The sequence below is a fragment of the Tsuneonella flava genome, assembly GCF_002870965.1.
Taxonomy (GTDB): domain Bacteria; phylum Pseudomonadota; class Alphaproteobacteria; order Sphingomonadales; family Sphingomonadaceae; genus Tsuneonella; species Tsuneonella flava.
Genome location: NZ_PHSO01000004.1, coordinates 209,673 through 234,355 on the forward strand (window position 1 = coordinate 209,673; position 24,683 = coordinate 234,355).

Below are 24,683 nucleotides of genomic sequence, written 5' to 3' on the forward strand. Positions count from 1 at the left end.
GCGATCCTTCATTTAACATAATATATATTATCGTGCTAATGGAATTGGGATAGCGACAGAACCGTGACCGATCAGATCAGCCGCATTCTCACGATTATGGCAACACTGCGCGATCCGGTGCGCGGTTGTGAATGGGACCAAGCGCAAACGTTCGCTACGATTGCGCCGTACACGATCGAAGAAGCTTACGAAGTTTCCGACGCGATCGAGCGCGAGGCGTTCGATGAATTGCGCGGCGAACTGGGCGATTTGCTGTTTCAGGTCGTGTTCCACAGCCGGATGGCCGAAGAAGCCGGCCATTTCGCTTTCGAGGATGTTGCACGCGCCATCAGCGACAAGATGGAAGCGCGCCATCCGCATATCTTCGGCGGTGAAACCGGCACGATGAACGAGCGCCGCTGGGAAGACATCAAGGCGGCGGAGCGGCAATCGGATGGTGCGACCAGCGCGATGGACGGTGTGGCACGCGCCCTTCCCGCGTTGTTGCGCGCGGAAAAGCTACAAAAACGCGCCGCCCGCCATGGGTTCGACTGGCCGGACCACGATGGCCCGCGGGCAAAACTGCACGAGGAAATCGACGAGCTGACTGCAGCGCCCCAGGACGAGCAGGTTGAGGAAGCGGGCGATTTGCTGTTCGCCGCGGTCAATCTGGTCCGGTCCTATGGGATCGGCGCGGAAGAGGCGCTGCGCGCAGCCAATGCCAAGTTCGAACGGAGATATCGGGCGATGGAAGATCTGGCAGAGGGGCAGTTCGACAGCCTCTCTCTCGATCAGCAAGAAGCCTTATGGCAGGAAGTCAAACGCGCAGAACGCGGATGAAGTTTGCGGATTAAAGCGTTTCAAACTGGCCGAATTCTTTGGGGTTGAGCCGCACGGTCAATCGCCGCAACGGACCTTGCGGCCCATTGCCGGCATCAACTTCGCTCAACACTTCGCCGTGAGCATGAAGCCAGGCGATCCGGCGTCCCGCGCTGGCCGGAATAACCAGTTCATGGACCCGCGCACCGGCGGTGAGAACTTCGCCAAGCCGGGTCAGAAGATCGTCAACACCCTCCCCCGTTACTGCGGAGATCGCCTGCACCATCGGATCGCCTTCTGCCACAGCGCGCAATTCTGCCGCGTCGTCCGGTGGCAGCAGATCGACCTTGTTCCACACCTCCATAATGGGGATCGCCCCTTCCCCGCTGTCGTTTTCCGTCACGCCCAGATCGGCCAGCACTTCCAGCACTTGCGTTTTTTGAGCGGCGGAGGACGGGTTGGCGATGTCGCGCACGTGCAGGATCAGATCGGCCCCGGTGACCTCTTCCAGCGTGGCCCGGAATGCAGCGACAAGCTGGGTCGGCAGGTCGGAAATGAACCCGACGGTGTCCGACAGAATCGCCTTTTCCACCCCCGGCAAGCTGATGGCGCGCATCGTGGGATCCAGCGTGGCGAAAAGCAGGTCTTCCGCCATGACGTCAGAACCCGTCAACTTATTGAATAAAGTAGACTTTCCAGCATTGGTATAGCCAACCAGAGCGATCACGGGCCAGGGCGCCCTGCCCCGCCGATCGCGATGCAAGGCACGGGTGCGACGGACCGATTCCAGCTCTTTCCGCAGCCGCGACATGCGTTGGCGGATCATGCGGCGGTCGGCCTCGATCTGGGTCTCGCCCGGCCCGCCGAGAAAGCCGAAGCCCCCGCGCTGCCGTTCAAGGTGGGTCCATGAACGAACGAGGCGGCTTTGCTGGTAATCGAGGTGGGCAAGCTCCACCTGAAGGCGCCCTTCCGCCGTGGCGGCCCGTTCGCCAAAGATTTCGAGGATCAGACCGGTCCGGTCGATCACTTTCCGCTTCAGCTTGTCTTCCAGATTGCGCTGCTGAATCGGGCTGAGCGCGCCGTCGATAACGACCAGCTCCGCTTGTTCCAGCTCGCATTTGGTCAGGATCGAATCGACCTGCCCCGAACCGAACAAAGTGCCCGGCTTCACATCGCGCACAGGCAGCACGAACCCTTCCGCCACGACAATGCCGATGGCGAGAGCAAGCCCGCATGCCTCCTCCAACCGCGCCTCGGCATCGAGATCGTGGTGGCGGCCGCGAATGTCGGGGCACACGACGAGAGCGCGCGCACCGCGCGACACCTCGCCCATCAGATCGTCATCGAAGCTCAGTCTTCGTCGCCTTCCCAATCTTCCGACAGGTCCACCGCGGTTGCGGGCTGGACGGTCGAGACAGCGTGCTTGTACGCCAGTTGCACATAGCCTTCGCGTTCGAGCATGACGCAGAACAGATCGTAAGCGGCAATCACCCCCTGCAACATCACGCCATTGACGAGAAACATCGTCACCTGAACTTCCGCCTCGCGCACGCGGCCCAGGAACACGTCCTGCAGCAGGCGTTGCTTACGGTTGGTATCCTGACTGGCGTACTGGTTGGCGTCGATCGGCGTGCTTGGCATGATGGTCGAAATCGCGTGCTTGTACACAAGCTGAGACTGACCATCGCGGCGCAGCAGGATCGAAAAATTATCGAACCACGTGACAATACCCTGAAGTTTCACACCTTTGACCAGAAACATGGTCACAGGCACTTTGTTCTTCCGCAGGTGATTGAGGAAGGCATCCTGCAAGCTGGTCTGCTTGCCCTGCGGCTCCGGCGCCGGTTCGGGTGCCTTCGGGGGCCGTGGTCGCGCGCTCAGTGTGCGGGAGGTTGTCATTATTTTATCTCCTTCTTTTTGGCGCCTGTCCCGATGGAAAGGCGCGATCTGGCTGGCCCGGATTCCGGGCAAAGCCGATGTATCGCGAACGATTATGACGATCCGGCTGCAAATGCCAACCGTTTTGCTGCCACGGCGTTCCCGCAATCCGTGCAGCCGTTACTCCTCGCCGCGTCGATCCGTCAGGCCGAGCAGCTTGAGTTTGCGGTGCAATGCAGAGCGCTCCATCCCGATAAATGTCGCCGTTTTCGAGATATTGCCTGAAAAGCGGCGGATCTGGATAGTGAGATACTCGCGTTCGAAACTCTCGCGCGCATCGCGCAGCGGCAGGCCCATCAGCGTGCCGAGGCTGCCCCCGCCACCCAGCTTCCCGCCCGAAACCTCGCTCGGCAGCATTTCTGCCTCCACCGTGCGGAAATCTTCGCGCGGGGTGAGGATGATCGTGCGTTCCACCACATTGCGAAGCTGGCGGACATTGCCCGGCCAGTCATATGCCTGCAGCGCGGCAATCGCTTCTTCGCTGATGTCGGGCGGATCGATCCCCTGTTCGGCGGCATAGCGGGTGAAGAAATGTTCGGCCAAGGCAGGGATATCGTCGCGCCGCTCCGCCAGCGAGGGAATCGCGACCGGCACGACATTGAGGCGGTAGAACAGATCTTCGCGGAACCGCTTTTCTTCCATCTCCTGCTGCAAATCGCGCGACGTGGAGGACACAACCCGCACATCGACGCCGATCTGGCGGTTGCCACCGACACGGACAAAGCTCTGTTCGGTCAGAACGCGCAGGATGCGGGCCTGCGTCGACAGCGGCATATCGGCCACTTCATCGAGATAGAGCGTGCCGCCATCGGCCATCTCCAGCAATCCAGGCCGCACCAGCTTGCCATCGCTTTCTTCCCCGAACAGTTCCTGTTCGAACCGTTCCGGCGTGATGCGGGCGGAATTGACGATCACGAACGCCCCGTCCGAACGCGTGCTCCACGAATGCAGCAGGCGCGCGGCGACTTCCTTCCCCGCCCCGGCAGGGCCGCTGATGAGCACACGGCTGCCCGTTCCGGCCACCCGCTTCAGCGTGGCGCGCACGACATTGATGGCAGACGAATTACCGGTGAATTCCTCCCCCCGTGAAAAGCCTTGCCGCAACCGCGTGTTCTCGCGCCGCAAGCGCTCTGTCTCGGTCGCGCGCTGTACCAGCAGCAGCAACTTTTCCGCTTCGAACGGCTTTTCGATGAAATCGACTGCGCCCCGGCTCACCGCGCTGACGGCGGTGTCGATATTGCCGTGGCCGGAGAAAATCAGCACCGGCAGTTCGGGTTCGCGCTTCTTGATTTCGTCAAGCACTTCCAGCCCGTCCATCGGGCTACCGTGGAGCCACACGTCGAGCAGGACGAGGCTGGGGCGTCGCTCGTCCACGGCCTTGAGCGCGCTGGTGCTGTCGCCCGCAGTGCGGCATTCGTAGCCTTCGTCGCTCAATACGCCCGCGACCAGTTCGCGGATATCGCGTTCGTCGTCGACGATCAGAATGTCGAGCGCCATGACGCAGTCTCCTTAAATTTTATCATTCTTCTTCTGTCGGCCCGGAGATGCGCGGATCGCGCGCGAACCGCATGGTGACCGCCGTGCCGCCGCCGGGCACACTGGCGAATGTCATTTCGCCGCCGTGTTCCTCGACAATCTTGTTGACGATGGCGAGGCCCAGACCGGTGCCCTTGTCACGTGTAGTGACGTAAGGTTCGACGATCCGTTCCCGATCCTGCGGCAGACCGACGCCGTTATCTGTAACGACAATTGTGATCCGGTCGTCTGTAGCGGTCACATCCACTGCGATCCGCCCGCGATAATCCGGCTCTGCCGAACGGGCGCGGGCGTCCACCGCCTCCGCCGCGTTCTTGAGTACGTTGGTCATCGCCTGGCCAAGCTGATGCCGGTCGCACGCTGCCTGCATCGGCCCTTCGGGCTGGCTCGACAGCAAATAGCTAATCTCCGGGTGCCCGACTTCCTGCAGGAACAGCGACTGGCGCACCAGATCGAGCGCGTCTTCGGAACGGAACACCGGCTTGGGCAAACGCGCGAAGCTGGAGAATTCGTCCACCATCTTCCGCAAATCGCCCACCTGACGAACGATCGTGCTGGTCAGTTCGTCGAACAGCTCGCCATCGGTTTCGATCTGCTTGCGGTAACGGCGCTTGAGCCGTTCGGTTGCGAGCTGGATCGGAGTAAGCGGGTTCTTGATCTCGTGCGCGATCCGCCGCGCGACATCCGACCATGCGGCCTGCCGCTGATCGAGCAACTGGCGCGTGATATCTTCGAACGTAATCACCCGCCCTTCGGGTGCTTCGGCCACTTTCACCGCCAGCGTCAACAGGTCGCCATTCTTGTTATAGCTGACAATCCCGCTTGCCAGACGCGCTTCGATCAGGGCCGCCATCTGCGGCGCCACTTCATCGAGCGACAGAGGGGCGCCCTCGCCCGTTTCGGCGTTCAGCAGCAGTGCCTTTGCCGAACTGTTCATCAGCAGGATGCGCGCATCATCGTCCACCGTGACGATCCCGGCAGTGATCGATTCCAGCACCGCTTCGATAAATGCCCGGCGTTCGTCGAGCTGGCGATTGGCGGACACCAGCGCATCGGTCTGTTTTTCAAGCTGCGATGTCATCCGGTTGAATGCCCGGTTGAGCATGCCGATTTCATCGGTGCCGGTGCGCCCTTCCACCCGCATGGCGAAATTGCCCGCGCCCACTTTCTCTGCGGCATCGACCAGTTGCGTCAACGGCTTCACCTGACGATCCGCGATCCGCAGGGCAAACCACACCGCCAGCCCGACCAGAAACAGGCTGACGAAAAACAGCGCCAGATTGAACCGCAACTGGATCGTCTGTGCCCGCTTGGTCAACGCGTCATAACCGGTCGCCACCGCCTGCGCGTGGCGCCATTGGCTGAATGCCAGCGCCTGCGTATTGCGCGCGTTGTAGAGGAAAATCCCGGCTTTCAGATCGACCGGAACCATCGCTTCGATCCGGGTCGGATTGCCACGCACCACCACCGGCTCCCCCTTTTCGAGCCGCGGCAGCGCAATCTTCGCCAGTTTCTGCGGTTCGTTATCGGGTTGCAAGCCGGCAATCGCAGCGGTGCGTAGCGAACCGTCGGGCATTCGCTGGAGGATAGCGGATTCGTTCAGTTCGCGCCCCTGCACCTGAAGGATATAGGCATCCGCGAAATCCGGGTCGGTCAGTTTCAGGCTTTCGAGATAATAGCGGATGTCCGATGCCATCGTGACGGTGTTATTCGCCACTTGCAGCTGGTTTTGTTCGTAATACCCCCGCGCCAGTGCATCGGCATTCTGCATCAGCCCGCGCGAATTGTCGGAAAACCAGAAATCCACCCCCGACTGGAACAGCACCGCGGCAAAGCCCGCGACCAGCAATGTCGGCACAGCGGCGATCAGCGAGAAGAAGAACACCAGCCGCACATGCATTTGCGCGGTGCCGCCCGCTGCGCGCCGCAATGCCAGCCGCCTGCCCAGCAGGACCAGCAGCGTCATCGCCGGGATCAGCGTCGCAATCAGCAGCAACGCAACGTTGCCGATAGGCGGTGCCTGATTGGATTCGGGGGCCTGAGAAAACGTCAGCCAGTCGACCCAGACCATTGCGATAGTCGCCAGCGCGGCGATAATTTCCAGAATTCCGAACAGGTTCGCGCGGCCCGCTGCAACAAGCAGCCGACGCCGCCAACGCGGACTTTTCTGGGAAGTGTGAGCTGGCAAATCGGCCATCGTTGCTCGCTTACAATAGCACTGTTGCAATTTTGCAAGAAGTTTTCGCCCGTCGGGGCCGGATTTTCGCCCGGCCGACCGCTACCCAATCCATCTCAATCGCCGCAAGCGTCGGGATCGATGGCTAGATCGGTCAGGCGTTTTCGCAGGGTATTGCGATTGATACCAAGGATTTTCGCGGCCTGCACCTGATTCCCGCCGGTCTGCGACAGGACATGTTCGAACAGTGGCCGTTCGATTTCGGCAACCGCCGCGTGATAGAGCGTGCCAGAGGGCAATTCGTTCGAACGCAGCCAGTCGCTTAGCACAGTGGCGAAGCCCGATTCTGCGCTGACCGGGGTTGTCTCTCGCGGTTCGCCCAGAACCGACAGGACGGTCTCGCCGTCGATCACGTCGTTCCGCGCCATCAGCGCAAGGCGATAGACGGCGTTTTTCAGTTCGCGGACATTTCCCGGCCACCCGAACCGGCTTAACCGAGCGAGCGCGCCATCGTCGATCGTGTGGCGGGCGAGGCCCTCCGATGCCGCTTGCGTCAGGAAGTGATTGACCAGCGCGGGAATATCGTCCCGCCGCTCTCTCAACGGCGGGAGAGTGATGGGAACCACGTTCAGCCGGTAATACAGGTCTTCGCGGAAGCGACCGGCGGCGATCATCGGTTCGAGATCGCGATTGGTCGCGGCGACGATGCGAACATCGATCGCAATTTCCTGACGCCCGCCGACCCGGCGGATCGCGCCCGATTGCAGCGCCCGCAGCAAACGGGTCTGCGCCTCCAGCGGCATGTCGCCGATTTCGTCGAGGAACAGGGTGCCGCCATTGGCTTGCTCGAACTTGCCGATGGCTTGACTGACGGCGCCGGTGAACGCGCCCTTCTCGTGACCGAACAGCTCGCTCTCGATCAGCTCGTGCGGGATCGCGGCGGCGTTGACCGCGATAAACGGTCCCGATTTGCGGTGGCCCAGTTGATGAATGGCCTCCGCCACCAGTTCCTTGCCCGTGCCCGATTCGCCCAGCACCAGCACAGTCAGATCGTTCCGCAGAACGCGGGTAATCATGCGATAGACGCCCTGCATCGCCTGACTGCGACCGACCAGCGGCAGCCCCCCATCGTGCTCACCGGCGTCGGGCGTGCTCAGAACCCCCGATTGCCGGGCCGCCTGCTTCACCGCATGGACCAGTTCGTCGAGGTCGAACGGTTTGGGAAAATATTCGAACGCTGCGATTTCGGTCGCCCGCACGGCGGTGTCGAGCGTGTTTTGCGCCGACAGCACGATGATCGGTAAATCGGGGTTTTCGGCACGCACCGGATCCAGGCTGGCGATCCCATCGCCATCTTCCAGCACCACATCGGTCAGCATCGCGGCATAGCGGTGCTGGGCCAGCAACCGATCCCGGCCCACGATGCTTTCCGCCCGATCGACGGCGAAACCATCTTCCTCCAGCGCAGCGGTAATCACGGTGGCGATCGAAGCGTCGTCTTCGACCAGTAGAATTTTCTGTCCCACGTGCATGCCCCTTATCTGGCGACTGGAAGATGGACGCGGAAATGGGTCAGGCCTTCGCGCTCATCCCGCTCGTGTGTGATGCGGCCTTCCATGTCCCGCACAAGCCGTCGCACCAGCGCCAGACCGAGGCCCTGCCCGCTCTTTTTGGAGGTGACAAACGGTTCGAACACGAATTCGCGCAGCTTTGGATCAATTCCGGGACCATTATCGGTGATTGTCAGTTCAATTGGCAGCCTGACAGACCTTCCGGGGCGAATTGCGTTGAAAATTAAACCACTTATGTAACGTGTACGGACGATAACATGTGGGTGATCCATTTCCGCACATGCGTCGCACGCGTTGCTGACGAGGTTGATAACTACTTGTTCCAGCGCATCTTCATTGCCCATCACGGCCGGCAACGATGGATCGAACTCTTCGCGAATGGGAACAGCGGTGCGATCCGCCGCCCGCACCGTCGAGAGCGCATTACGGATGGCGATATGCAGATTCAGGGGGGCATTGGGCTCTGAAGATGCGCTGCCAAGTCGTTGCATTCTATCAATTAATGATGCGATGCGATCGACTTCGTTCGATATCACATTGGCCAGCGGGCGGTCTTTCGGATCGAGCTTACGGGCCAGCAACTGCCCCGCCCCACGGATCGCCGCCAGCGGGTTTTTGATCTCATGCGCCAGCACCGCGGGCGCACGCAAACCTGCTTCGCGTGGGTCATCCTCCCCCATGTCATCTTGCCCGGAATCTGAAAGGGTTAGCACGCGCCACCCCTTATGAGCGACCAGCGGCGACAGCGTCAGATTGACTCGCCTTTCGCCCGTTGCCGTCGAAATCGCCACGCTTCGCGCAACCAGTCGCCCCTCCGGCTGTCGCGCATGAGAAGCGACCCGCGGGTCGGGAATTGTCAGGACATCGTATATCGGCTTGCCAACCAGCCGCCGCGCACTCTGGCCAAGCATATCTTCCGCCGCAGGATTTGCCTCGGCAATCTGCATATCCGGGTCCAGCAAGAGCATTGCGAACACCAGCCCATTGACCTGCGAACGCAAGCTTGGAGGCGGCGCCATAGGCGAGGTCATGCCGCTCTGCGTTCGAAGAAAGGTTCGTAGAACCGGTCGATCTCGCCACGCACTTGCCTGGGATCGTCGATGAAGTTGACTTTGTTGCGGAATTCTGCCGACCCGTGCAGTCCTTTCGTGTACCATCCCAGATGCTTACGCGCCATCTTGACGCCGACATCGTCGCCGTAGTGTTCAAGCATGGCATCATAATGCTCTCTCAGTACCCCATGCTGCTCGACCAGATCGGGGGCGGCAAGCGCCTCTCCCGTACGAAGCCAATGCATTATCTGCCCCAACAGCCACGGTTTACCATAGGCTCCGCGACCTATCATCACGCCATCGGCACCGGATTCCCGCAGGGCCCTTTCAGCATCTTCGATGGTGCAAATATCGCCGTTCACGATGACCGGGATCGAAACCGCCTGCTTCACCTTTTCCACGAAAGCCCAGTCGGCGCTGCCCTTATACATCTGGTTCCGTGTGCGCCCGTGAACCGTTATCATCTTCACGCCCAGATCTTCGGCAATTCGGGCGAGTTCGGGCGCGTTGAGGCTGTCATGATCCCAGCCCATCCGCATCTTGACCGTCACAGGGACATCGACTGCCTTGACGGTCGCCTCCATCAGGCGGGTGGCAAGCGGCACTTCCCGCATCAATGCTGACCCGGCGAGTTGGCCGACAACTTTTCGAACCGGGCAACCGAAGTTGATATCGATGATCGCCGCACCATTATCTTCCTGAAGCTTCGCGGCTTCGCCCATTGAATAAGGGTCGCAACCGACAAGCTGCATGGAAACGGGGTCTTCTATCGGCGCCCAGGCTGCCTTTTGAATCGACTGGCGTGTTTCGCGGATCGCCGCCTCGCTTGCGATCATTTCGGTCACGTTAAGGCCAGAACCGTACCGACGCACCAGAGCGCGAAAAGGCAAGTCGGTCACACCTGTCATCGGAGCGAGGACGACAGGCGATTCAATCGTCACCGGCCCGACCTGAATCGGCTTAAGCGTCAAAGGAGGGGGAGTATCCGTCATATAGTGTGCCTAAAATTTAGGCAGCGCATAGTGGATTGCCCATTTGCGTGCAAGGCGTTAGCGCGCTGAGTGATGGCCGAAGCTGCCCCCCTCCCCTCATATGCGGCGATCGTGGTTGCCGCTGGAAAAGGCCAGCGCGCCGGCCAGCCAATTCCCAAACAGTTTGTTTTATGGCGAGGCAAGCCCGTCGTACGGCATTCGGTCGAAGCTTTTCTCGCCAACGGGGCTGTGCCGGTTATTGTCGTGATCCCGCCCGATTGCGAGGCTCTGGCGGAAGACGCGTTGCGCGGCCTTGATGGATATCGCCTCGTCCCGGGCGGAGCGACGCGGCAGGAGTCAGTGGCCGCGGGCCTTCAGGCTTTAAAGCCCGACAATCCAGAGCGCGTTCTGATCCATGATGCCGCGCGCCCCGACTTACAGCGCCCCGTCATCGAGTGGCTTTTACAGGAAATAACGGATCATCCCGGTGCGATTCCGGTTCTGCCGGTGGTGGACAGCCTGGTTATCGATGAAGGCCGGACAATGGCGGGTACGGCGGATCGCGACGTGCTCCGTCGGGTGCAGACTCCGCAGGCATTCCGCTACCTCGATATTCTCGATGCCCATGCATCTTGGCAAAAAGAACCCACTGCCGGGGATGACGCGCAGGTTTTGCGTGCCAGTGGCGGAGTAGTCCGCCTTGTCAAAGGGGATGAGAGGTTGGCCAAATTGACCTTTGCCGAAGATTTTTTAAGCGCGCCTCCCCCCGTGCGTACTGGCACGGGATTCGACGTACACCGGCTGGTCGGCGGCGAGGATCTGTGGCTATGCGGCATACAGATACCGCATTCCAGAGGTTTGTCCGGGCACAGCGATGCCGATGTGGCGCTCCATGCTGTTGTCGACGCCTTGCTAGGGGCGGTTGGCGCCGGCGATATTGGTTCCCATTTTCCACCAAGCGATCCGCAATGGCAGGGCGCGCCTTCCTTCCGCTTTGTTGAACACGCTGTCGAGCAGGTTGCTGCCGCCGGATACCGGATCGGCAACATCGATCTTACACTGATTTGCGAAGAACCGAAAATCGGGCCACACCGCCTTGCCATGCGAGACAAGCTTGCGGAAATTGCGGGCGTGGAGGCCAGCCTGATAAGTGTAAAGGCTACGACGACGGAGCGGCTTGGTTTTGCAGGGCGCAGCGAAGGAATCGCCGCGCAAGCAGTGGCGACGGTTTTGGCTTTTTAGAGCCTGCGAAGGGAATTTTTGATGAATGTCCGAACCCAACTGATCGGTGGTGCGGCCGCTTTGATTGCTTTGGCGCAACCGCAAGTCTCGCTGGCGCAGGACTGCATCTCCAAGCGAGAAGTTGGCAGTTTGGTGATGTATATGATGCCTATTGCGATCGACAGTGTGGATCAGGCATGCAGTGCCCGCCTCTCGCCAGACGGCTTTCTGGCGAGAGGCGCAGCCGAGATGCGAGAGCGTTACGCAGCTATGTCAGATAAAGAATGGCCCAACGCACGACGCGCATTGTTCAAGTTTGCACGGAACGGAAGGCCTGCCGAAGCCGATGATCCATTCGACTTCTCGGCCTTTCCAGACGAGGCGGTAAGGCCACTTGCCACTGCCATGTTCGGAACGAAAATTCGCAACGCGATCAAGGTGGATGACTGCGCAAATTATGAAGAAGCCCTGCAGGTTTTTTCACCCATCGAACCGAACGATGTTGCCAACCTGGTGGCCTTCATTGCATCGGTGGCAAAAGTTAAAAACCCGTCGGTTTGTAAGGAGCCGCAGGAATGACCGGATCTGTTTTGCCTGACGAGATTGTCGAACTCGCTCAGAAAGTGGTGGACGAAAATGCTCGTCTCGGGCGCAAAGTAGTCACTGCAGAAAGCTGTACTGGCGGCCTGGTCGCCGCAGCCGTTACGGAAATACCCGGCTCTTCCGCTGTCCTCGATCGCGGCTTTGTGACTTATTCGAATCAAGCAAAACAAGAAACGCTCGGTGTATCGAGCGAACTGATCGAAACGTTTGGCGCCGTATCCATCGCATGTGTATGGGCGATGGCTCAGGGAGCTTTGGAAAAAAGCGGGGCCGATGTGGCGGTGGCGATCAGCGGTGTTGCTGGCCCAGACGGCGGAACCGAGTTGAAACCTGTCGGCACAGTTGTTTTTGCCCGCGCACTTCGCGGCAAAGACGGTGAGCCAGAGGGTGAAATGAAGCTGTTCGACGGACAATCGCGCGGTGAAGTCCGCCGTCAGGCAACGCTCTGCGCGCTCGAACTGTTGTTGCCATAAAGGGCATCGGCGCGGGCTTCGAATGCAGCGACCATTTTGCGAAATGCGCGATCGAAATACTGGCCAGCGAGTGCCTCGAACATCCTGTTGCGAAATGTGAAATCGACTGCAAAATCGACTTCGCACCCGCCATCCGGTAAATCCGTGAAAGTCCAGACGTTATCCAGATCCTTCATCGGACCGTCGATATACTGGACCTCTATCCGATGTGGGCGATTCTTCCTCACGCGCGAAGTGAACTTTTCCCGCAACGCCTTGAACCCAACGAGCATGTCGGCAACCATTTCAGTTTCACTGTCCGACCGGATACGCGTTGCAACCACCCAAGGCAGAAATTCGCTGTAATCACCGACGTCAGCGACCAGATCAAACATCTGGCCAGCACTGTAAGGCAAGCGCCGTACTTCGCGAATGCCCGGCATCAGGCCTGACGCTTAGCCAGTTTTGCTTCGCGGGCTGCTTTCATTTCTGCGAAATCATCGCCTGCGTGATAGCTTGATCGGGTCAGCGGAGTGGCTGCAACCTGCAAAAACCCCTTTGCGCGTGCGATCGATCCATAGGCTGCGAAGGCCTTGGGATCGACGAACTCCTCGACCTTTGCGTGTTTGGGCGTGGGCTGAAGATATTGCCCCATCGTTATGAAATCGATGTCCGCGCTCCGCATATCATCCATCACCTGATGAACTTCCAGGCGCGTCTCACCCAATCCCAGCATGATACCGGACTTCGTGAAAATCAGCGGATTATGCGCCTTGACTTCTTCGAGCAAACGCAACGAAGCATAGTACCGCGCCCCGGGGCGGATGGTGGGATAAAGCCGTGGAATCGTTTCCAGATTGTGGTTGAACACATCTGGCCCGGCTTCGCAGATTTCCTCAATCGACTGCTTCATCCTTCCGCGAAAATCGGGAGTCAGAATTTCAATCGTTGTGTCCGGTGTCTCGCGCCGCAAAGCCTTGATGACTTTCACGAACTGCCCTGCCCCACGATCGGGCAGATCGTCGCGATCAACGCTGGTGATAACGATATGCGCCAACCCCATTTCTGCCGCGGCGATTGCGGTGTTTTCCGGCTCAAACGGATCGACTGGCATCGGCATACCGGTCTTGATGTTGCAAAACCGACATGCACGGGTGCAGGTGTCGCCCAGAATCATGACTGTCGCATGCTTCTTGGTCCAGCATTCGCCAATATTCGGACACGCCGCTTCCTCGCAAACCGTATGCAAGCTGAGATCGCGCATCAGTTTACGCGTTTCGTTGTACCCCTTGCTGGTGGGGGCCTTAACGCGAATCCAGTCTGGCTTGCGCTGACGTTCCGGGCGAAGTGCGGATGAAAGGTCGTTCATGACCGTGCACTTAGTATCGGGGCTTGCCAGAGGCAATGCCATGCGGCAATCCGACACGTGATGAATACGAAGCCGTCCTTAGAACTCGCAAGCCTGATAGAGGGTTACCGTCGTTTTCGTGCCAATGGGTGGAACCCGCGGCGCGAACGATGGGCAGCATTGCGCGAAGGGCAGGAGCCGCGCGTGATGGTTATCGCCTGCTCCGACAGCAGAGTCGATCCAGCACAAATATTCGATGTCGATCCGGGACAGATCTTCGTCGTTCGCAATGTCGCCGCGATGGTTCCTCCGTTCGAAACCAATCCCGGGCATCACGGTGTTTCTGCTGCTTTGGAATTTGCCGTGCAGGTTCTGAGAGTTCGTGAAATTGTGGTGATGGGTCATGGAATGTGCGGCGGGTGCAAGGCGGCATTGACACAGGAACTGGCTGGCACCGAACCCGGCAAAGGTGGCTTTATCGCCGATTGGATCGAACTTCTCGATGGCGCGCGCGAAGAAGTGGTGCACAAGCATGGCATCGAAGGGCGCGAAGCAGAAAAAGCGATGGAGTTGGCCGGGGTGAAGGTCAGCCTTGCCAACCTGCGGACTTTTCCTTGTGTTTCGGAACTGGAAAGCCGGGGTAAGCTCACTTTGCGTGGAGCATTCTTTGCGATTTCCGATGGGCTGTTGCACGTGCTGGATGAAGAAAGTGGAGAGTTCTCGCCGGTCGAATAACGGCGATCCAAGGTTGCGGACCTGCTCCATCCGGCCCATTTAACCGGCTATGACTTCAGAAAGCCTCAAGAATATCGCCCTTCTGATCGACGCGGACAATATCACGCCCGCAGGTATCGATCCGGTGTTGACGGTGATGGCCGAGCTGGGCCAGGTCAACATCCGTCGTGCTTACGGCAATTTCGCCAAGCAGGGTTTGTCCAAATGGGATCGGATCACCAATAAATATGGTATTCGGCCACAGCAGCAATTCGATATATCGAAAGGCAAGAACGCCACCGATATGGCAATGACGATCGACGCGATCGATCTACTTTATCAGGGCAAGGTCGATGGCTTCGGGATCATGAGTTCGGATAGTGATTTTACACCGCTGGTCACACGATTACGTCAGGATGGTATAGTTGTGTACGGCTTTGGCGGTGCAAAAACGCCGGATGCATTCAAGTCGGTCTGCACACGATTCATCGACATCGATCAGCTGATCCGCAACGCGAAGGAAGATGAAAAAACGGCCAATCCTGCGGCGGCGGCTGATGCCGATCTGCTCGATCTGATCGGTGCCGCTTACAAGGAAGCCAAGCGGGACGACGAAGGGTTCGCTCGCCTCCAGCAAGTCGGTCAGATCGCCGGTAACCGTTCAAGTTTCGACGTTCGAAACTACGGGTTCAAGAACCTTTCTGACCTCTTTCGCGCGCTCGACAATTATAAGGTTGAGCGGCGCGACGATGGGCAGTTGTGGGTCAAACGTCTGCGTTGAATGTCAGCGCGTTCATTCGTGCGCTGGCCGATTATCCCGGCGTTGAGCCTTCATAAAAAGAGAACGCGGCGCCAACCCTGATTGGGCAGCGCCGCGTTTCTGATTTTGGCAATGTTTCAGGTGGAATTACTGACTATTGCCCGCAGTAGCACCGCCAGCCTTCTGCTTGGCATAGATCGACCACAGATATGCAATCGGCTGACGCTCACCCTGCACCTTGGCAAAAGTCTCCTCTGCCTCTGCATATTTGCCTTGGTCAGTGAGTGCGATGCCAAGGCGTGTCAACACACGCGGGGTGTCCACACCCGGCTTGTCTAAAGCGCGCTTGTAGTAACCTTCCGCCTTGGCAGCTTCGCCATAGCTAAGGAACGCATCGCCAGCGGCATTGATAGTGGCGAGAGAAGCACCAGCTTTATCGGCATCGCTCGCGAGAGACGGCAAACTCGATTTGTCCGCTGAGAGGCGGGAAGTAGCGATCGACTTCGCTTCCGAAACGGTAACATCGCTTGCCGAGAGTTGGCCTGCGGCGATACCCGCATCAATAACTTTCAGCGTTTCACCTGGCAGGCGACGGGCGTCTGCGGCAGTGAAATATTCAACGTAATCCCGAGAGTTACGCAACGAATTCGTCCGCATGGAGAGACGCATCAGATCAAGAAGCGACTGACCTTCAAAATCGTAGAAATTGCGTTCGATTGCGATCGCGTCTCCCCAGCTGTTCACCGAAGGAAAAAGTTCAGCGTAGAGCCCGGCATATTTGAGAGCAGACTCTTTCAGGTTGCCCTCGTAAGACATTGCCACGGCGCGCTTGATCCATGCCTCAGGCACTGCTTCGCCAGCCTGCTCCTTCTTGGAAATCGCCAATTCCAGGGCGTCGATACCCTTCTGCGGCTGCTTTTGTGCGAACCACGATTCTGCGATCAGAAGTTCAGGATCGCCCTTGTTATTGCCCGCATCAATCGACTGCTGCGCGCGGGAAATCGCTGCATTCCAGTCTTTCGCCTGATACGCGAGTTGCGATGCGGCAAACAAGTTGGTCGCCAGTGATTCAGCGGGCGTTTTGCCACTGTCGAGCATCATATCGAGGCCCTTGCGCTGAGCGGCGAGATCTTTCGCCTTCGTTCCGACCGAATATGTGATCTGGCCGGCAACGAAGTTGTCATCCGGCGTTTTGGCCATAGCGACAACCTGAGGCAGTTCGGCCTGAAGCGTGGCAACGTCCGTGCTATCGTCCTGAAGCTTCTTGGCAAACGGCTGATAGGCGCCAACAAATTCCTTCGAGTAGTTTGCTTTCGGCGCGCTTTCTTTCTCTTTCTTCTTTGCCGCAAAAGCTGGTGTTGCCGTCGCCGTAAGGCCAACGGCAGTGCCTGCGGTCAAAGCGATCGCCAGAGCGAAGCGCGAGGCAGGGCGGCGGATGGAATGCAAGGGCATCAATGTGATCTCCCAGGGGGTTATTAGAGTGAGTGGTGACCCGGCCGACATGGCGCGGGCTTCGGTCTCGCAGTGCTACTGCCGTGTCGAATGGAACATTGCAAACCCGATATCGATCCCCGCGTGAATGCGCTTTGAACGCAGATGAGGGCTTCGAGTAAGGGAACTGGCCCGACCTACCTCAATGATATGTGGAAAACGGCGGATTTCCGGGCCTCTCGCCTACGATCAAACTGGCCACCAGCCCCCCCTTCCCCTAGGCTTTTCTGACCCTGCGCGAATGGCGCGAAACTGTCAGAACGAAAACCTTGAACGACGATACCCCAACCGTAACCCCGCCAGTTCCTTCGGATGAATATGCTCGCGTCGACATCGTCGACGAAATGAAAACGAGCTATCTCGATTATGCGATGAGCGTGATCGTGTCCCGCGCGCTTCCCGATGTGCGCGATGGGCTCAAGCCGGTGCACCGCCGCATCCTGTTCGCCAGTCAGGAAGGCGGCTTCGTTGCCGGGCGCCCTTATCGTAAGAGCGCGAAAATCGTGGGTGACGTGATGGGTAACTATCACCCGCACGGCGACAGCGCGATCTACGACGCATTGGCGCGCATGACACAGCCGTGGTCGATGCGAGTGCCATTGATCGACGGTCAGGGTAACTTCGGTTCGATGGACCCCGATCCGCCGGCTTCGATGCGCTATACCGAAGCCCGTCTGGCAAGGGTGGCGAATTCGCTACTTGACGATCTCGATAAAGATACAGTCGATTTTGCGGAAAACTATGACGGATCGCGGCAGGAGCCTACAGTTCTTCCCGCGCGCTTCCCCAACCTGCTTGTTAACGGTGCGGGCGGCATTGCTGTCGGCATGGCGACCAATATTCCGCCCCATAATCTCGGTGAAGTGATCGATGGGTGCCTCGCCTACATCGAAAACCCGCACATCACGAGCGAGGAACTGTTCGAGATTATTCCGGGTCCGGATTTTCCGACTGCTCCGCTAATCCTTGGTCAGTCTGGCGCCAAGGCGGCTTACACCACAGGGCGCGGCTCGATCCTGATGCGCGCGCGACACACTATCGAAACCGCGCGTGGCGACCGTGAGTCAATCGTATTCACTTCAATCCCCTATCAGGTCGGCAAGGCTGGTCTGGTGGAAAAGATAGCTGACGCGGCCAAGGAAAAACGGATCGAGGGGATCTCGGATATCCGCGACGAGTCTAACCGCGAGGGTGTGCGGGTAGTTATCGATCTCAAGCGTGACGCAACGGCGGAGGTAGTGCTCAATCAGATCTGGCGGCACACCCCTGCACAAGCCAGCTTTCCGGCGAATATGCTGGCGATCCGCGGTGGGCGCCCTGAAACGCTCAGCCTGCGTGATATTATTCAGGCATTTATCCATTTCCGCGAACAGGTCATCACGCGGCGCACCAAGTTCGAACTGAACAAGGCGCGTGAGCGAGCACACGTCTTGCTCGGCTTGGTTGTTGCAGTCTCGAACCTCGATGAAGTGGTGGCGATGATCCGTGGATCGTCTAACCCTGCGGAAGCACGCGGCCGTCTGCTTTCGAAAGAATGGCCAATTGGCGATATCGCTCAGTATATCGCACTCGTTGAGGCGATCGAACCGTCTGCTGATGAAAGTGGTGGCACATATCGCCTGTCCGAACGACAGGTGCGCGCCATCCTTGAACTGCGACTTCACAGGCTCACCGCGCTTGGCCGCGATGAAATTGGTGACGAGCTCAAGGAACTCGCCATCGCTATCGAAGAATACCTTTCGATCCTTGGCGACCGCGTGAAGCTCTATGGCGTAATGCGTGCCGAGCTCGAAGAAATTCGCGATCTCTATGCCACCCCTCGTATCAGCGAAATTGCGCCAGCCTGGGATGGACTGGAAGACGAAGATCTGATCGAACGGGACGATATGGTGGTGACTGTCACCCTCGACGGTTACATCAAGCGCACGCCTCTCTCGACTTTCCGAGCACAGCATCGCGGCGGCAAGGGCCGTGCCGGGATGGCAACGAAGGATGAGGATGCCGTGTCGAACATGTTCGTCACCAGCACCCATAATCCAGTGTTGTTCTTCTCAACTGCAGGCAAAGCCTATCGTCTCAAAGTGTGGAAGCTGCCCGAAGGCGGCCCGACCACGCGCGGACGCCCTATCATCAACCTGCTGCCTGCACTCGACGACGGCGAAACGATCGCTGCAGTCCTGCCTTTACCGGAAGACGAAGATAGCTGGGGCGCACTTTCGGTTGTCTTTGCTACCGCCAAGGGAAGTGTGCGCCGCAACTCGATGGATGCATTCGCGAATATCCCGTCAAACGGCAAACTGGCGATGCGTTTCGAAGATGGGTCCGACGACAAGCTGATTGGTGTCGCTCTGCTCGATGCGACCGACGATGTCTTGCTCGCCAGTCGCAATGGCAAGGCGATCCGTTTCGCTGGCGAAGACGTGCGTGAGTTCACCAGTCGCACCTCTACCGGTGTGCGTGGGATGAACCTGAAGGACGGGGACGAGGTCGTTTCGCTATCCATCCTGCACAAAGTGGGAACCGATTCAGAGGAGCGGGAGCAATATCTGCGCTTCGCCCCCTGGAAGGCAGAGAAAGAAGGCGAACCTGAGTTGGCACCCGAACGATTTGCCGAACTGGCAGAACGTGAACAGTTCATCCTTACCGTCTGCGCCAACGGGTTTGGCAAGCTCTCGTCCGCCTACGAATACCGGCGCATCGGTCGTGGTGGCCAAGGCATTACAAATATCGATAATATCAAGCGCAACGGCCCGGTTGTGGCCAGCTTCACCGCTACACAGGCCGATCAGTTGATGCTTGTGACCGATCAGGCAAAGTTGATCCGCATCGGTCTGGATAGTTTGCGTGTAATCGGTCGCGGTTCGGCAGGGGTCAAGCTGTTCGACGTGGCCAAGGGCGAAACTATCGTCAGCGCGGTACGGATCGACGAAGATGAAGCACCGGAAAACGATGCCGAAGAAGCCGTTGTCGAGGAAATGGTCGGCCGCGGAACGGAACAGACTACGCCTCACACCACTCCGCAAAGCGATAGCGATATAGACGGCGACAAGCCCGACGCATAATCTGTCAGGCAGAAAGCTGAATTCAGCTCGGGCTTTGGGCTTGAGCATTCGCAAATCCCGCATCACCGATTATGGTGATGCGGGATTTGCAGGAATGTGGTTCCTTTAACACATCGGGGGCATTGGCTGCCGCGATGCCGCCCTTATCTCTCCTAATAGTCAGGCGCGATGATCGCGGCGCAGGCCTTGGATAATGCCGGTGCAGATCATGAACTGTCCCGCGTAATACAGCGGCCAGATCAACCACGAGGTCGCGCTCTCGGGCAGCGCCCCGCCCATGCGTGCGAAAATCAGCCAGTCGGACACAATGAACAGCATGGCCCCGGCACCGACGTGATATCGACCGAACCGGCTAAGCCATGCACTCGCCGCCATAGCACCCAATCCAATGGCGTATATGCCAACACCTGCATCGCCCGACAGAAACCATGAAATGGTCGGCACCATAACCAGCATAGTCAACGCCGCCGCGCGCTGTGACCCGGTGACGTTCGTTCTGCGGTTACGCCAATAGAGTCCGATCGCGATCAGATGGCCGATGAAGAAGATCGCTCCACCAACAATCGTGTCGAGCTCCATCCCCACATCGCCCGCCGCACCGAAGGCCATAATGATCGCCAACAGTTTTGCATCCAGCGAATGATGCCGGACAAGTGCATATGGCACCAGAAAACCGACCGAGAGGCCCTTCAGCACCATGGCATAAACGCTGCCGATCCACGGTTCGGGCAAAAAATAGAATGTAATCGAAGCGGTAAGGCTAGCCAACAACCATGGGCGGTCTTCGATTAGAGTGCGTCTTGGCATGGTCAGGTCGTTCTCCCCGCCCCGCTTGCCTCAATGTTGGGTGCTATGCAATCGCACACCCCTTGCCGCATGGGGACAGCGAGACTAGGCGCGCCGTAACATGACACATCAAGTACATATCATCGGCGGCGGATTGGCAGGAAGCGAAGCGGCATGGCAGCTTGCCTGCCGTGGATTTAAGGTCCGCCTTTCGGAAATGCGCGGCAGCGGGGAAATGACCCCAGCACACCAGACCGATGGTTTGGCGGAACTGGTTTGCTCGAACTCATTCCGTTCGGATGACGACACGAAAAATGCTGTCGGCTTGCTGCATCATGAAATGCGGCGGCTCGATTCGATCATTATGCAAGCTGGCGAGGCGGCGCGTGTTCCGGCGGGTTCGGCGATGGCCGTGGATCGCGATGTCTTTTCCGCCGGAGTGCAACGCGCATTGGATGAACATCCGAATGTGACTGTCGTGCGCGAACGGATCGATGCTCTGCCCATTTCCGGCCCTACCCTCGTCGCCACCGGCCCCTTGACCGCTAGTGCGCTGGCACAAAACATCGCGAAGGCAACCGGGGAGGACAGCCTGGCATTCTTCGATGCCATTGCTCCGATCATTCACCGGGATTCCATAGATATGGAAGTGGCATGGTTTCAGAGCCGCTGGAACAAGGGAGATGGTAAGGACTACATCAATTGTCCGATGAACCGGGAACAATATGCCACGTTCGTGCAAGGTCTGATCGATGGCGAGAAAACCGAGTTTCGCGAATGGGAAGCGGACACCCCGTATTTCGAAGGCTGTATGCCGATTGAAGTAATGGCAGAACGCGGACCGGAAACGCTCCGCTTCGGCCCGATGAAGCCTGTCGGACTGGATAATCCGCGCGATACCACGCCGGATTTCCCGCAGGGTCGATGGCCTTACGCCGTGGTCCAGCTACGACAGGACAACAAGCTCGGCACACTATGGAACATGGTGGGCTTCCAGACGAAGCTGAAACACCGGGCACAAATCGAATTGTTCCGCACGATTCCGGGCCTGGAAAATGCCGAATTCGCACGGCTTGGAGGGCTGCACCGCAATACTTTTATCAACTCGCCCATGGTCCTTGACCGCGAATTGCGACTGCGCGGTGCGGAACATATCCGTTTTGGCGGCCAGATCACCGGTTGCGAAGGCTATGTGGAAAGCTCTGCCGTGGGGTTGCTCGCCGGCCTTATCATAGCAAGCGAGCTGGAGAGTAAACCGTGGTCACCCCCGCCGCGCACCACCGCGATGGGCGCTTTGCTGGCGCACATCACCGGCGATGCGGAAGCGGAAAGCTATCAGCCGATGAACGTCAATTTCGGCCTGTTTCCTCCACTTCACGACGTCAAAAAGAAGGTACGCAAAGAAGCCTATACCGATCGTGCAAAGGCGCACTTCGGTGAATGGCTCGCCTCTATGAAAAGCGCCACCACCTGACTCTTCGCTGGCCTAACACTTGCATTTCGACTTTTTATTGTTGCGCTTAGGAGCGGTAGCCGCAAATTCGGCCTGATCCAAAATTCCATCACCATTGCGGTCGGCCTTATCAAACCGATCAGCGGTGGCATGAGCCCATTCTTCGAATGAAAGGAGGTTGTTGCCGTCTTTGTCCAGTTTACGGAACGCATCCGAGCGTGTCGAAAGCATTTCGTTACGTGTGATCCGCAAATCGCGGTTGCGATCATAACGGAAAAAGCGCTGCTGCTCACGAGTCAGTTCGGTAGCTTCCGGCGGTACAGGTCCGCGCATATTCGCGGGAACATCCGTCGGCAAATCACTTGAAGCTGGCAAGGGGGGGGCGGTCGATGGCGGCGGTGCATTGCGTTGAACCTCGGCCTTTCCCCGCCACCAGAACAGACCAACTGCGGATAAGGCCAAAGCCGCAAAAGCGCCGAGCGCGACCCGTTTCATTTTCAATCATTCCATTTCAAGGGCGCGATCACCTCGGCCGATAGCCTATCTGCCGATCAAACCAACCCGCAGCGCGACAAATGCAGCGCTACGTCCGGTGAGCAGAGGAGTTTCGGTTTTGAGAGAATGGCAAGCAAGCCGGTCAAGCACCTGAATACCCCGGAGTGAGCGCGGGAGGATTACAGTGCTTTCAATCTGCCGCGCCAGACCAAGGGCGGTCTCATGTTCGACTGGCTCGCTGGTTTTCCAAGCGAAATCGACCAAAGCCCATCGTTTTCCGGTCCGCATTACCTGATCAACCAGCGTCTCTTTTTCTGTTTGCTGGATGAAAGCGGCCAACGGCTGCGCCCGGCCTGCGGCAAACTGACTGATTGCAGCTGCTGTCAGCGGCGCTTCACCCAATAGTTCTTCCCACCCATCGACCAACGCGAGCAACGCGCTCGCATCGGCGCCCCACATAACCTCAACTGCATCAAGCACTTGGTCGCCCTGTGCACGTTCGGCTGCAGGAAGCTTCAATTGATCGCGCCACCATGCCAGCCGGATTTGTCCGAGCATCGGTTCGCGTGCCTGAGCGACCTGTCGGGCCAACCGAGCATCAAGCGCGAAGTAGAGCTTCAGCGCGCGGCGCATAGTTGGCTCCATATGGGCCAACGCCAGAGTGCGTTCTTCCGGAAAGGTAGTTGTAGCGAGCGGGTCAAGCACCGATGTATTGTCATTTGCCATGATGCATCCCACAACACGCGGAAGGTATCGATCCAACTATTGGACTGATAAACGCTGCGGTGGACTGATAAACGCTGCGGCCGCCGATAAAGCACATCGGCAGCAGCGCTCATCTCAGTTCAATCGCGGTAGCACACTTTCTTAGCCGCAGTGACAATCTTGTCCGCATCGATCAGCGCCATCGCCTCAAGGTTGGCGGCATAGGGCAGTGGCACGTCTTCGTCGGTTACCCGCAAAACGGGGGCGTCGAGATAATCGAACCCTTCCTCCATGCAGATGGAAACGATCTCGGATGAGATCGAGCAGGTCGGCCAGCCTTCCTCGGCAACGATCAGGCGATTGGTTTTCGCCAGACTTGCCAGAACGGTTTCCTTGTCGAGCGGCCGAAGGGTACGCAGATCGATGACTTCCGCATCGATACCTTCTTCTGCCAGCCTTTCCGCTGCTTCAAGCGCGAAACCGACACCGATAGAATAGCTGACAATCGTGACATCGCCGCCTTCGCGCACGATCCGTGCCTTGCCGATTGGCAGGACGAAATCATCCATATCCGGCAGTTCGAAACTGCGTCCGTAAACGAGCTCGTTTTCGAGGAATACGACCGGATCTTCGGACCGGATCGCCGCCTTGAGAAGCCCCTTTGCATCTGCTGCGTCGTAAGGTGCGATCACAATCAAACCCGGAACGCTGGCGTACCACGGTCCGTAATTCTGACTATGTTGCGCCCCGACCCGGCTGGCAGCGCCATTGGGTCCACGGAAGACGATCGGGCAACGCATCTGGCCACCAGACATATAGTTTGTCTTGGCCGCAGAGTTGATGATGTGGTCAATCGCCTGCATCGCGAAGTTAAACGTCATGAATTCAACGATCGGACGCAGACCACCCATTGCCGCACCGGTGCCGATTCCGGCGAAACCATATTCGGTGATCGGGGTATCGATAACGCGCTTCGGACCGAATTCGTCAAGCAAGCCTTGGGTAACTTTATATGCACCCTGATATTGGGCAACTTCTTCACCCATCACGAATACGCGGTCGTCCGCACGCATTTCTTCCGCCATCGCATCGCGCAACGCTTCGCGAACTGTCACCGTTACCATCGCGGTGCCTTCCGGCACCTCGGGATCATGAGCGGGGGTAGGTGCATTTGCTTCATTCGAAGCGACAATTGCCTTCGCGCCACCGGTAGCAAGTTCGCTGCCACGGCCGACGTCTTTGCCCTCTCCCGCCACATTATCCGTATTGGCATTCTGGCTCGCCGCAGGCTTAGACGCAGCATCGTCGCCCTCACCCGTCATAGTGGCGATAACTTCGCCCACTTTCACGTTCTCGGTCCCTTCCGGGACAACGATCTGACCGATCGTACCTTCGTCGACCGCTTCGAACTCCATCGTCGCCTTATCGGTTTCGATTTCGGCAAGGATATCGCCAGCGGAAACGTTATCGCCTTCTTTTACCAGCCATTTGGCCAGCGTACCCTCTTCCATCGTCGGCGAAAGGGCCGGCATCTTCAGCTCAATTGCCATC

Annotated in this window: 22 protein-coding genes; 8 read left to right on the forward strand and 14 right to left on the reverse strand. The window is 58.5% G+C overall.

Annotation, left to right across the window (positions count from 1 at the left end; genetic code table 11):
* Positions 1-63: 63 nt before the first annotated feature.
* Positions 64-819, forward strand: a complete 756-nt coding sequence (mazG, locus tag CV013_RS04565; protein WP_102154089.1) for a nucleoside triphosphate pyrophosphohydrolase — start codon at positions 64-66, stop codon at positions 817-819.
* Positions 820-829: 10 nt separating this feature from the next.
* Here the strand turns inward: mazG and hflX are convergent, their stop codons facing one another.
* From hflX to dusB, 7 genes are all read right to left on the reverse strand, one after another.
* Complete coding sequence (gene hflX / locus CV013_RS04570; RefSeq protein ID WP_102154090.1) at positions 830-2,131, reverse strand: GTPase HflX; 1,302 nt, start codon at positions 2,129-2,131, stop codon at positions 830-832.
* 17 nt (positions 2,132-2,148) lie between these two features.
* Positions 2,149-2,697: an RNA chaperone Hfq gene (gene hfq, locus CV013_RS04575; RefSeq protein WP_102154534.1), complete on the reverse strand. Its 549-nt coding sequence runs from the start codon at positions 2,695-2,697 to the stop codon at positions 2,149-2,151.
* A 159-nt stretch (positions 2,698-2,856) separates the two neighbouring features.
* On the reverse strand, positions 2,857-4,233 hold the full coding sequence (gene ntrX, locus CV013_RS04580; RefSeq protein ID WP_102154091.1) for a nitrogen assimilation response regulator NtrX: 1,377 nt from the start codon (positions 4,231-4,233) through the stop codon (positions 2,857-2,859).
* Between the two features lie 22 nt (positions 4,234-4,255).
* Entirely contained in the window at positions 4,256-6,469 is a 2,214-nt protein-coding gene (locus tag CV013_RS04585; protein ID WP_102154092.1) for a sensor histidine kinase, read from the reverse strand.
* A 95-nt stretch (positions 6,470-6,564) separates the two neighbouring features.
* A complete protein-coding gene (locus CV013_RS04590; protein WP_408057008.1) occupies positions 6,565-7,980 on the reverse strand; it encodes a sigma-54-dependent transcriptional regulator in 1,416 nt (471 codons plus the stop codon).
* 5 nt (positions 7,981-7,985) lie between these two features.
* Positions 7,986-9,050: a two-component system sensor histidine kinase NtrB gene (locus CV013_RS04595; RefSeq protein WP_223805290.1), complete on the reverse strand. Its 1,065-nt coding sequence runs from the start codon at positions 9,048-9,050 to the stop codon at positions 7,986-7,988.
* The gene (dusB, locus tag CV013_RS04600) at positions 9,047-10,063 is read right to left on the reverse strand and encodes a tRNA dihydrouridine synthase DusB (protein ID WP_102154094.1); all 1,017 of its coding nucleotides are present in this window, start codon (positions 10,061-10,063) and stop codon (positions 9,047-9,049) included. The genes CV013_RS04595 and dusB overlap by 4 nt, the downstream gene beginning before the upstream one ends.
* A gap of 72 nt (positions 10,064-10,135) precedes the next feature.
* Here dusB and CV013_RS04605 point away from each other — a divergent pair, with 72 nt between their 5' ends.
* Genes CV013_RS04605 through CV013_RS04615 form a run of 3 tightly spaced genes read left to right on the forward strand, consistent with a single transcriptional unit; the run spans position 10,136 to position 12,339 of the window.
* Entirely contained in the window at positions 10,136-11,284 is a 1,149-nt protein-coding gene (locus CV013_RS04605; protein ID WP_102154095.1) for a bifunctional 2-C-methyl-D-erythritol 4-phosphate cytidylyltransferase/2-C-methyl-D-erythritol 2,4-cyclodiphosphate synthase, read from the forward strand.
* Between the two features lie 21 nt (positions 11,285-11,305).
* The gene (locus tag CV013_RS04610; RefSeq protein ID WP_102154096.1) at positions 11,306-11,842 is read left to right on the forward strand and encodes a hypothetical protein; all 537 of its coding nucleotides are present in this window, start codon (positions 11,306-11,308) and stop codon (positions 11,840-11,842) included.
* Complete coding sequence (locus CV013_RS04615; RefSeq protein WP_102154097.1) at positions 11,839-12,339, forward strand: CinA family protein; 501 nt, start codon at positions 11,839-11,841, stop codon at positions 12,337-12,339. The genes CV013_RS04610 and CV013_RS04615 overlap by 4 nt, the downstream gene beginning before the upstream one ends.
* On the opposite strand, the gene CV013_RS04620 is transcribed toward CV013_RS04615, so the two are convergent.
* Positions 12,300-12,761, reverse strand: a complete 462-nt coding sequence (locus CV013_RS04620; protein ID WP_102154098.1) for a type II toxin-antitoxin system RatA family toxin — start codon at positions 12,759-12,761, stop codon at positions 12,300-12,302. The two genes, CV013_RS04615 and CV013_RS04620, sit on opposite strands and share 40 nt — an antisense overlap.
* Positions 12,761-13,687 (reverse strand): lipoyl synthase, encoded by a 927-nt coding sequence (gene lipA, locus CV013_RS04625; protein ID WP_102154099.1) that lies wholly within the window; start codon positions 13,685-13,687, stop codon positions 12,761-12,763. Before lipA ends, CV013_RS04620 begins: the two co-directional genes overlap by 1 nt.
* Positions 13,688-13,747: 60 nt before the next feature.
* Between lipA and CV013_RS04630 the strand changes: the two genes are divergently transcribed.
* Together CV013_RS04630 and CV013_RS04635 are read left to right on the forward strand one after the other, a co-directional pair.
* A complete protein-coding gene (locus CV013_RS04630; RefSeq protein WP_102154100.1) occupies positions 13,748-14,401 on the forward strand; it encodes a carbonic anhydrase in 654 nt (217 codons plus the stop codon).
* A 49-nt stretch (positions 14,402-14,450) separates the two neighbouring features.
* On the forward strand, positions 14,451-15,161 hold the full coding sequence (locus CV013_RS04635) for an NYN domain-containing protein (RefSeq protein ID WP_102154101.1): 711 nt from the start codon (positions 14,451-14,453) through the stop codon (positions 15,159-15,161).
* Between the two features lie 126 nt (positions 15,162-15,287).
* Here CV013_RS04635 and CV013_RS04640 read toward each other — a convergent pair whose 3' ends face one another.
* Positions 15,288-16,592, reverse strand: a complete 1,305-nt coding sequence (locus CV013_RS04640) for a hypothetical protein (RefSeq protein WP_102154102.1) — start codon at positions 16,590-16,592, stop codon at positions 15,288-15,290.
* 308 nt (positions 16,593-16,900) lie between these two features.
* Between CV013_RS04640 and gyrA the strand changes: the two genes are divergently transcribed.
* A complete protein-coding gene (gene gyrA / locus CV013_RS04645; RefSeq protein ID WP_102154103.1) occupies positions 16,901-19,693 on the forward strand; it encodes a DNA gyrase subunit A in 2,793 nt (930 codons plus the stop codon).
* Positions 19,694-19,852: 159 nt separating this feature from the next.
* Here the strand turns inward: gyrA and CV013_RS04650 are convergent, their stop codons facing one another.
* Positions 19,853-20,500: a lysoplasmalogenase family protein gene (locus CV013_RS04650; RefSeq protein ID WP_102154104.1), complete on the reverse strand. Its 648-nt coding sequence runs from the start codon at positions 20,498-20,500 to the stop codon at positions 19,853-19,855.
* A gap of 100 nt (positions 20,501-20,600) precedes the next feature.
* On the opposite strand from CV013_RS04650, the gene trmFO reads away from it, so the two are divergent.
* Entirely contained in the window at positions 20,601-21,953 is a 1,353-nt protein-coding gene (gene trmFO, locus CV013_RS04655; RefSeq protein ID WP_102154105.1) for a methylenetetrahydrofolate--tRNA-(uracil(54)-C(5))-methyltransferase (FADH(2)-oxidizing) TrmFO, read from the forward strand.
* Between the two features lie 12 nt (positions 21,954-21,965).
* On the opposite strand, the gene CV013_RS04660 is transcribed toward trmFO, so the two are convergent.
* The 3 genes from CV013_RS04660 to CV013_RS04670 form a co-directional block, all read right to left on the reverse strand.
* Entirely contained in the window at positions 21,966-22,427 is a 462-nt protein-coding gene (locus tag CV013_RS04660; RefSeq protein WP_102154106.1) for an EF-hand domain-containing protein, read from the reverse strand.
* A 45-nt stretch (positions 22,428-22,472) separates the two neighbouring features.
* Entirely contained in the window at positions 22,473-23,153 is a 681-nt protein-coding gene (locus CV013_RS04665; RefSeq protein ID WP_123639943.1) for a hypothetical protein, read from the reverse strand.
* Positions 23,154-23,272: 119 nt separating this feature from the next.
* Positions 23,273-24,682 (reverse strand): pyruvate dehydrogenase complex E1 component subunit beta, encoded by a 1,410-nt coding sequence (locus CV013_RS04670; RefSeq protein ID WP_102154108.1) that lies wholly within the window; start codon positions 24,680-24,682, stop codon positions 23,273-23,275.
* Position 24,683 lies beyond the last annotated feature (1 nt).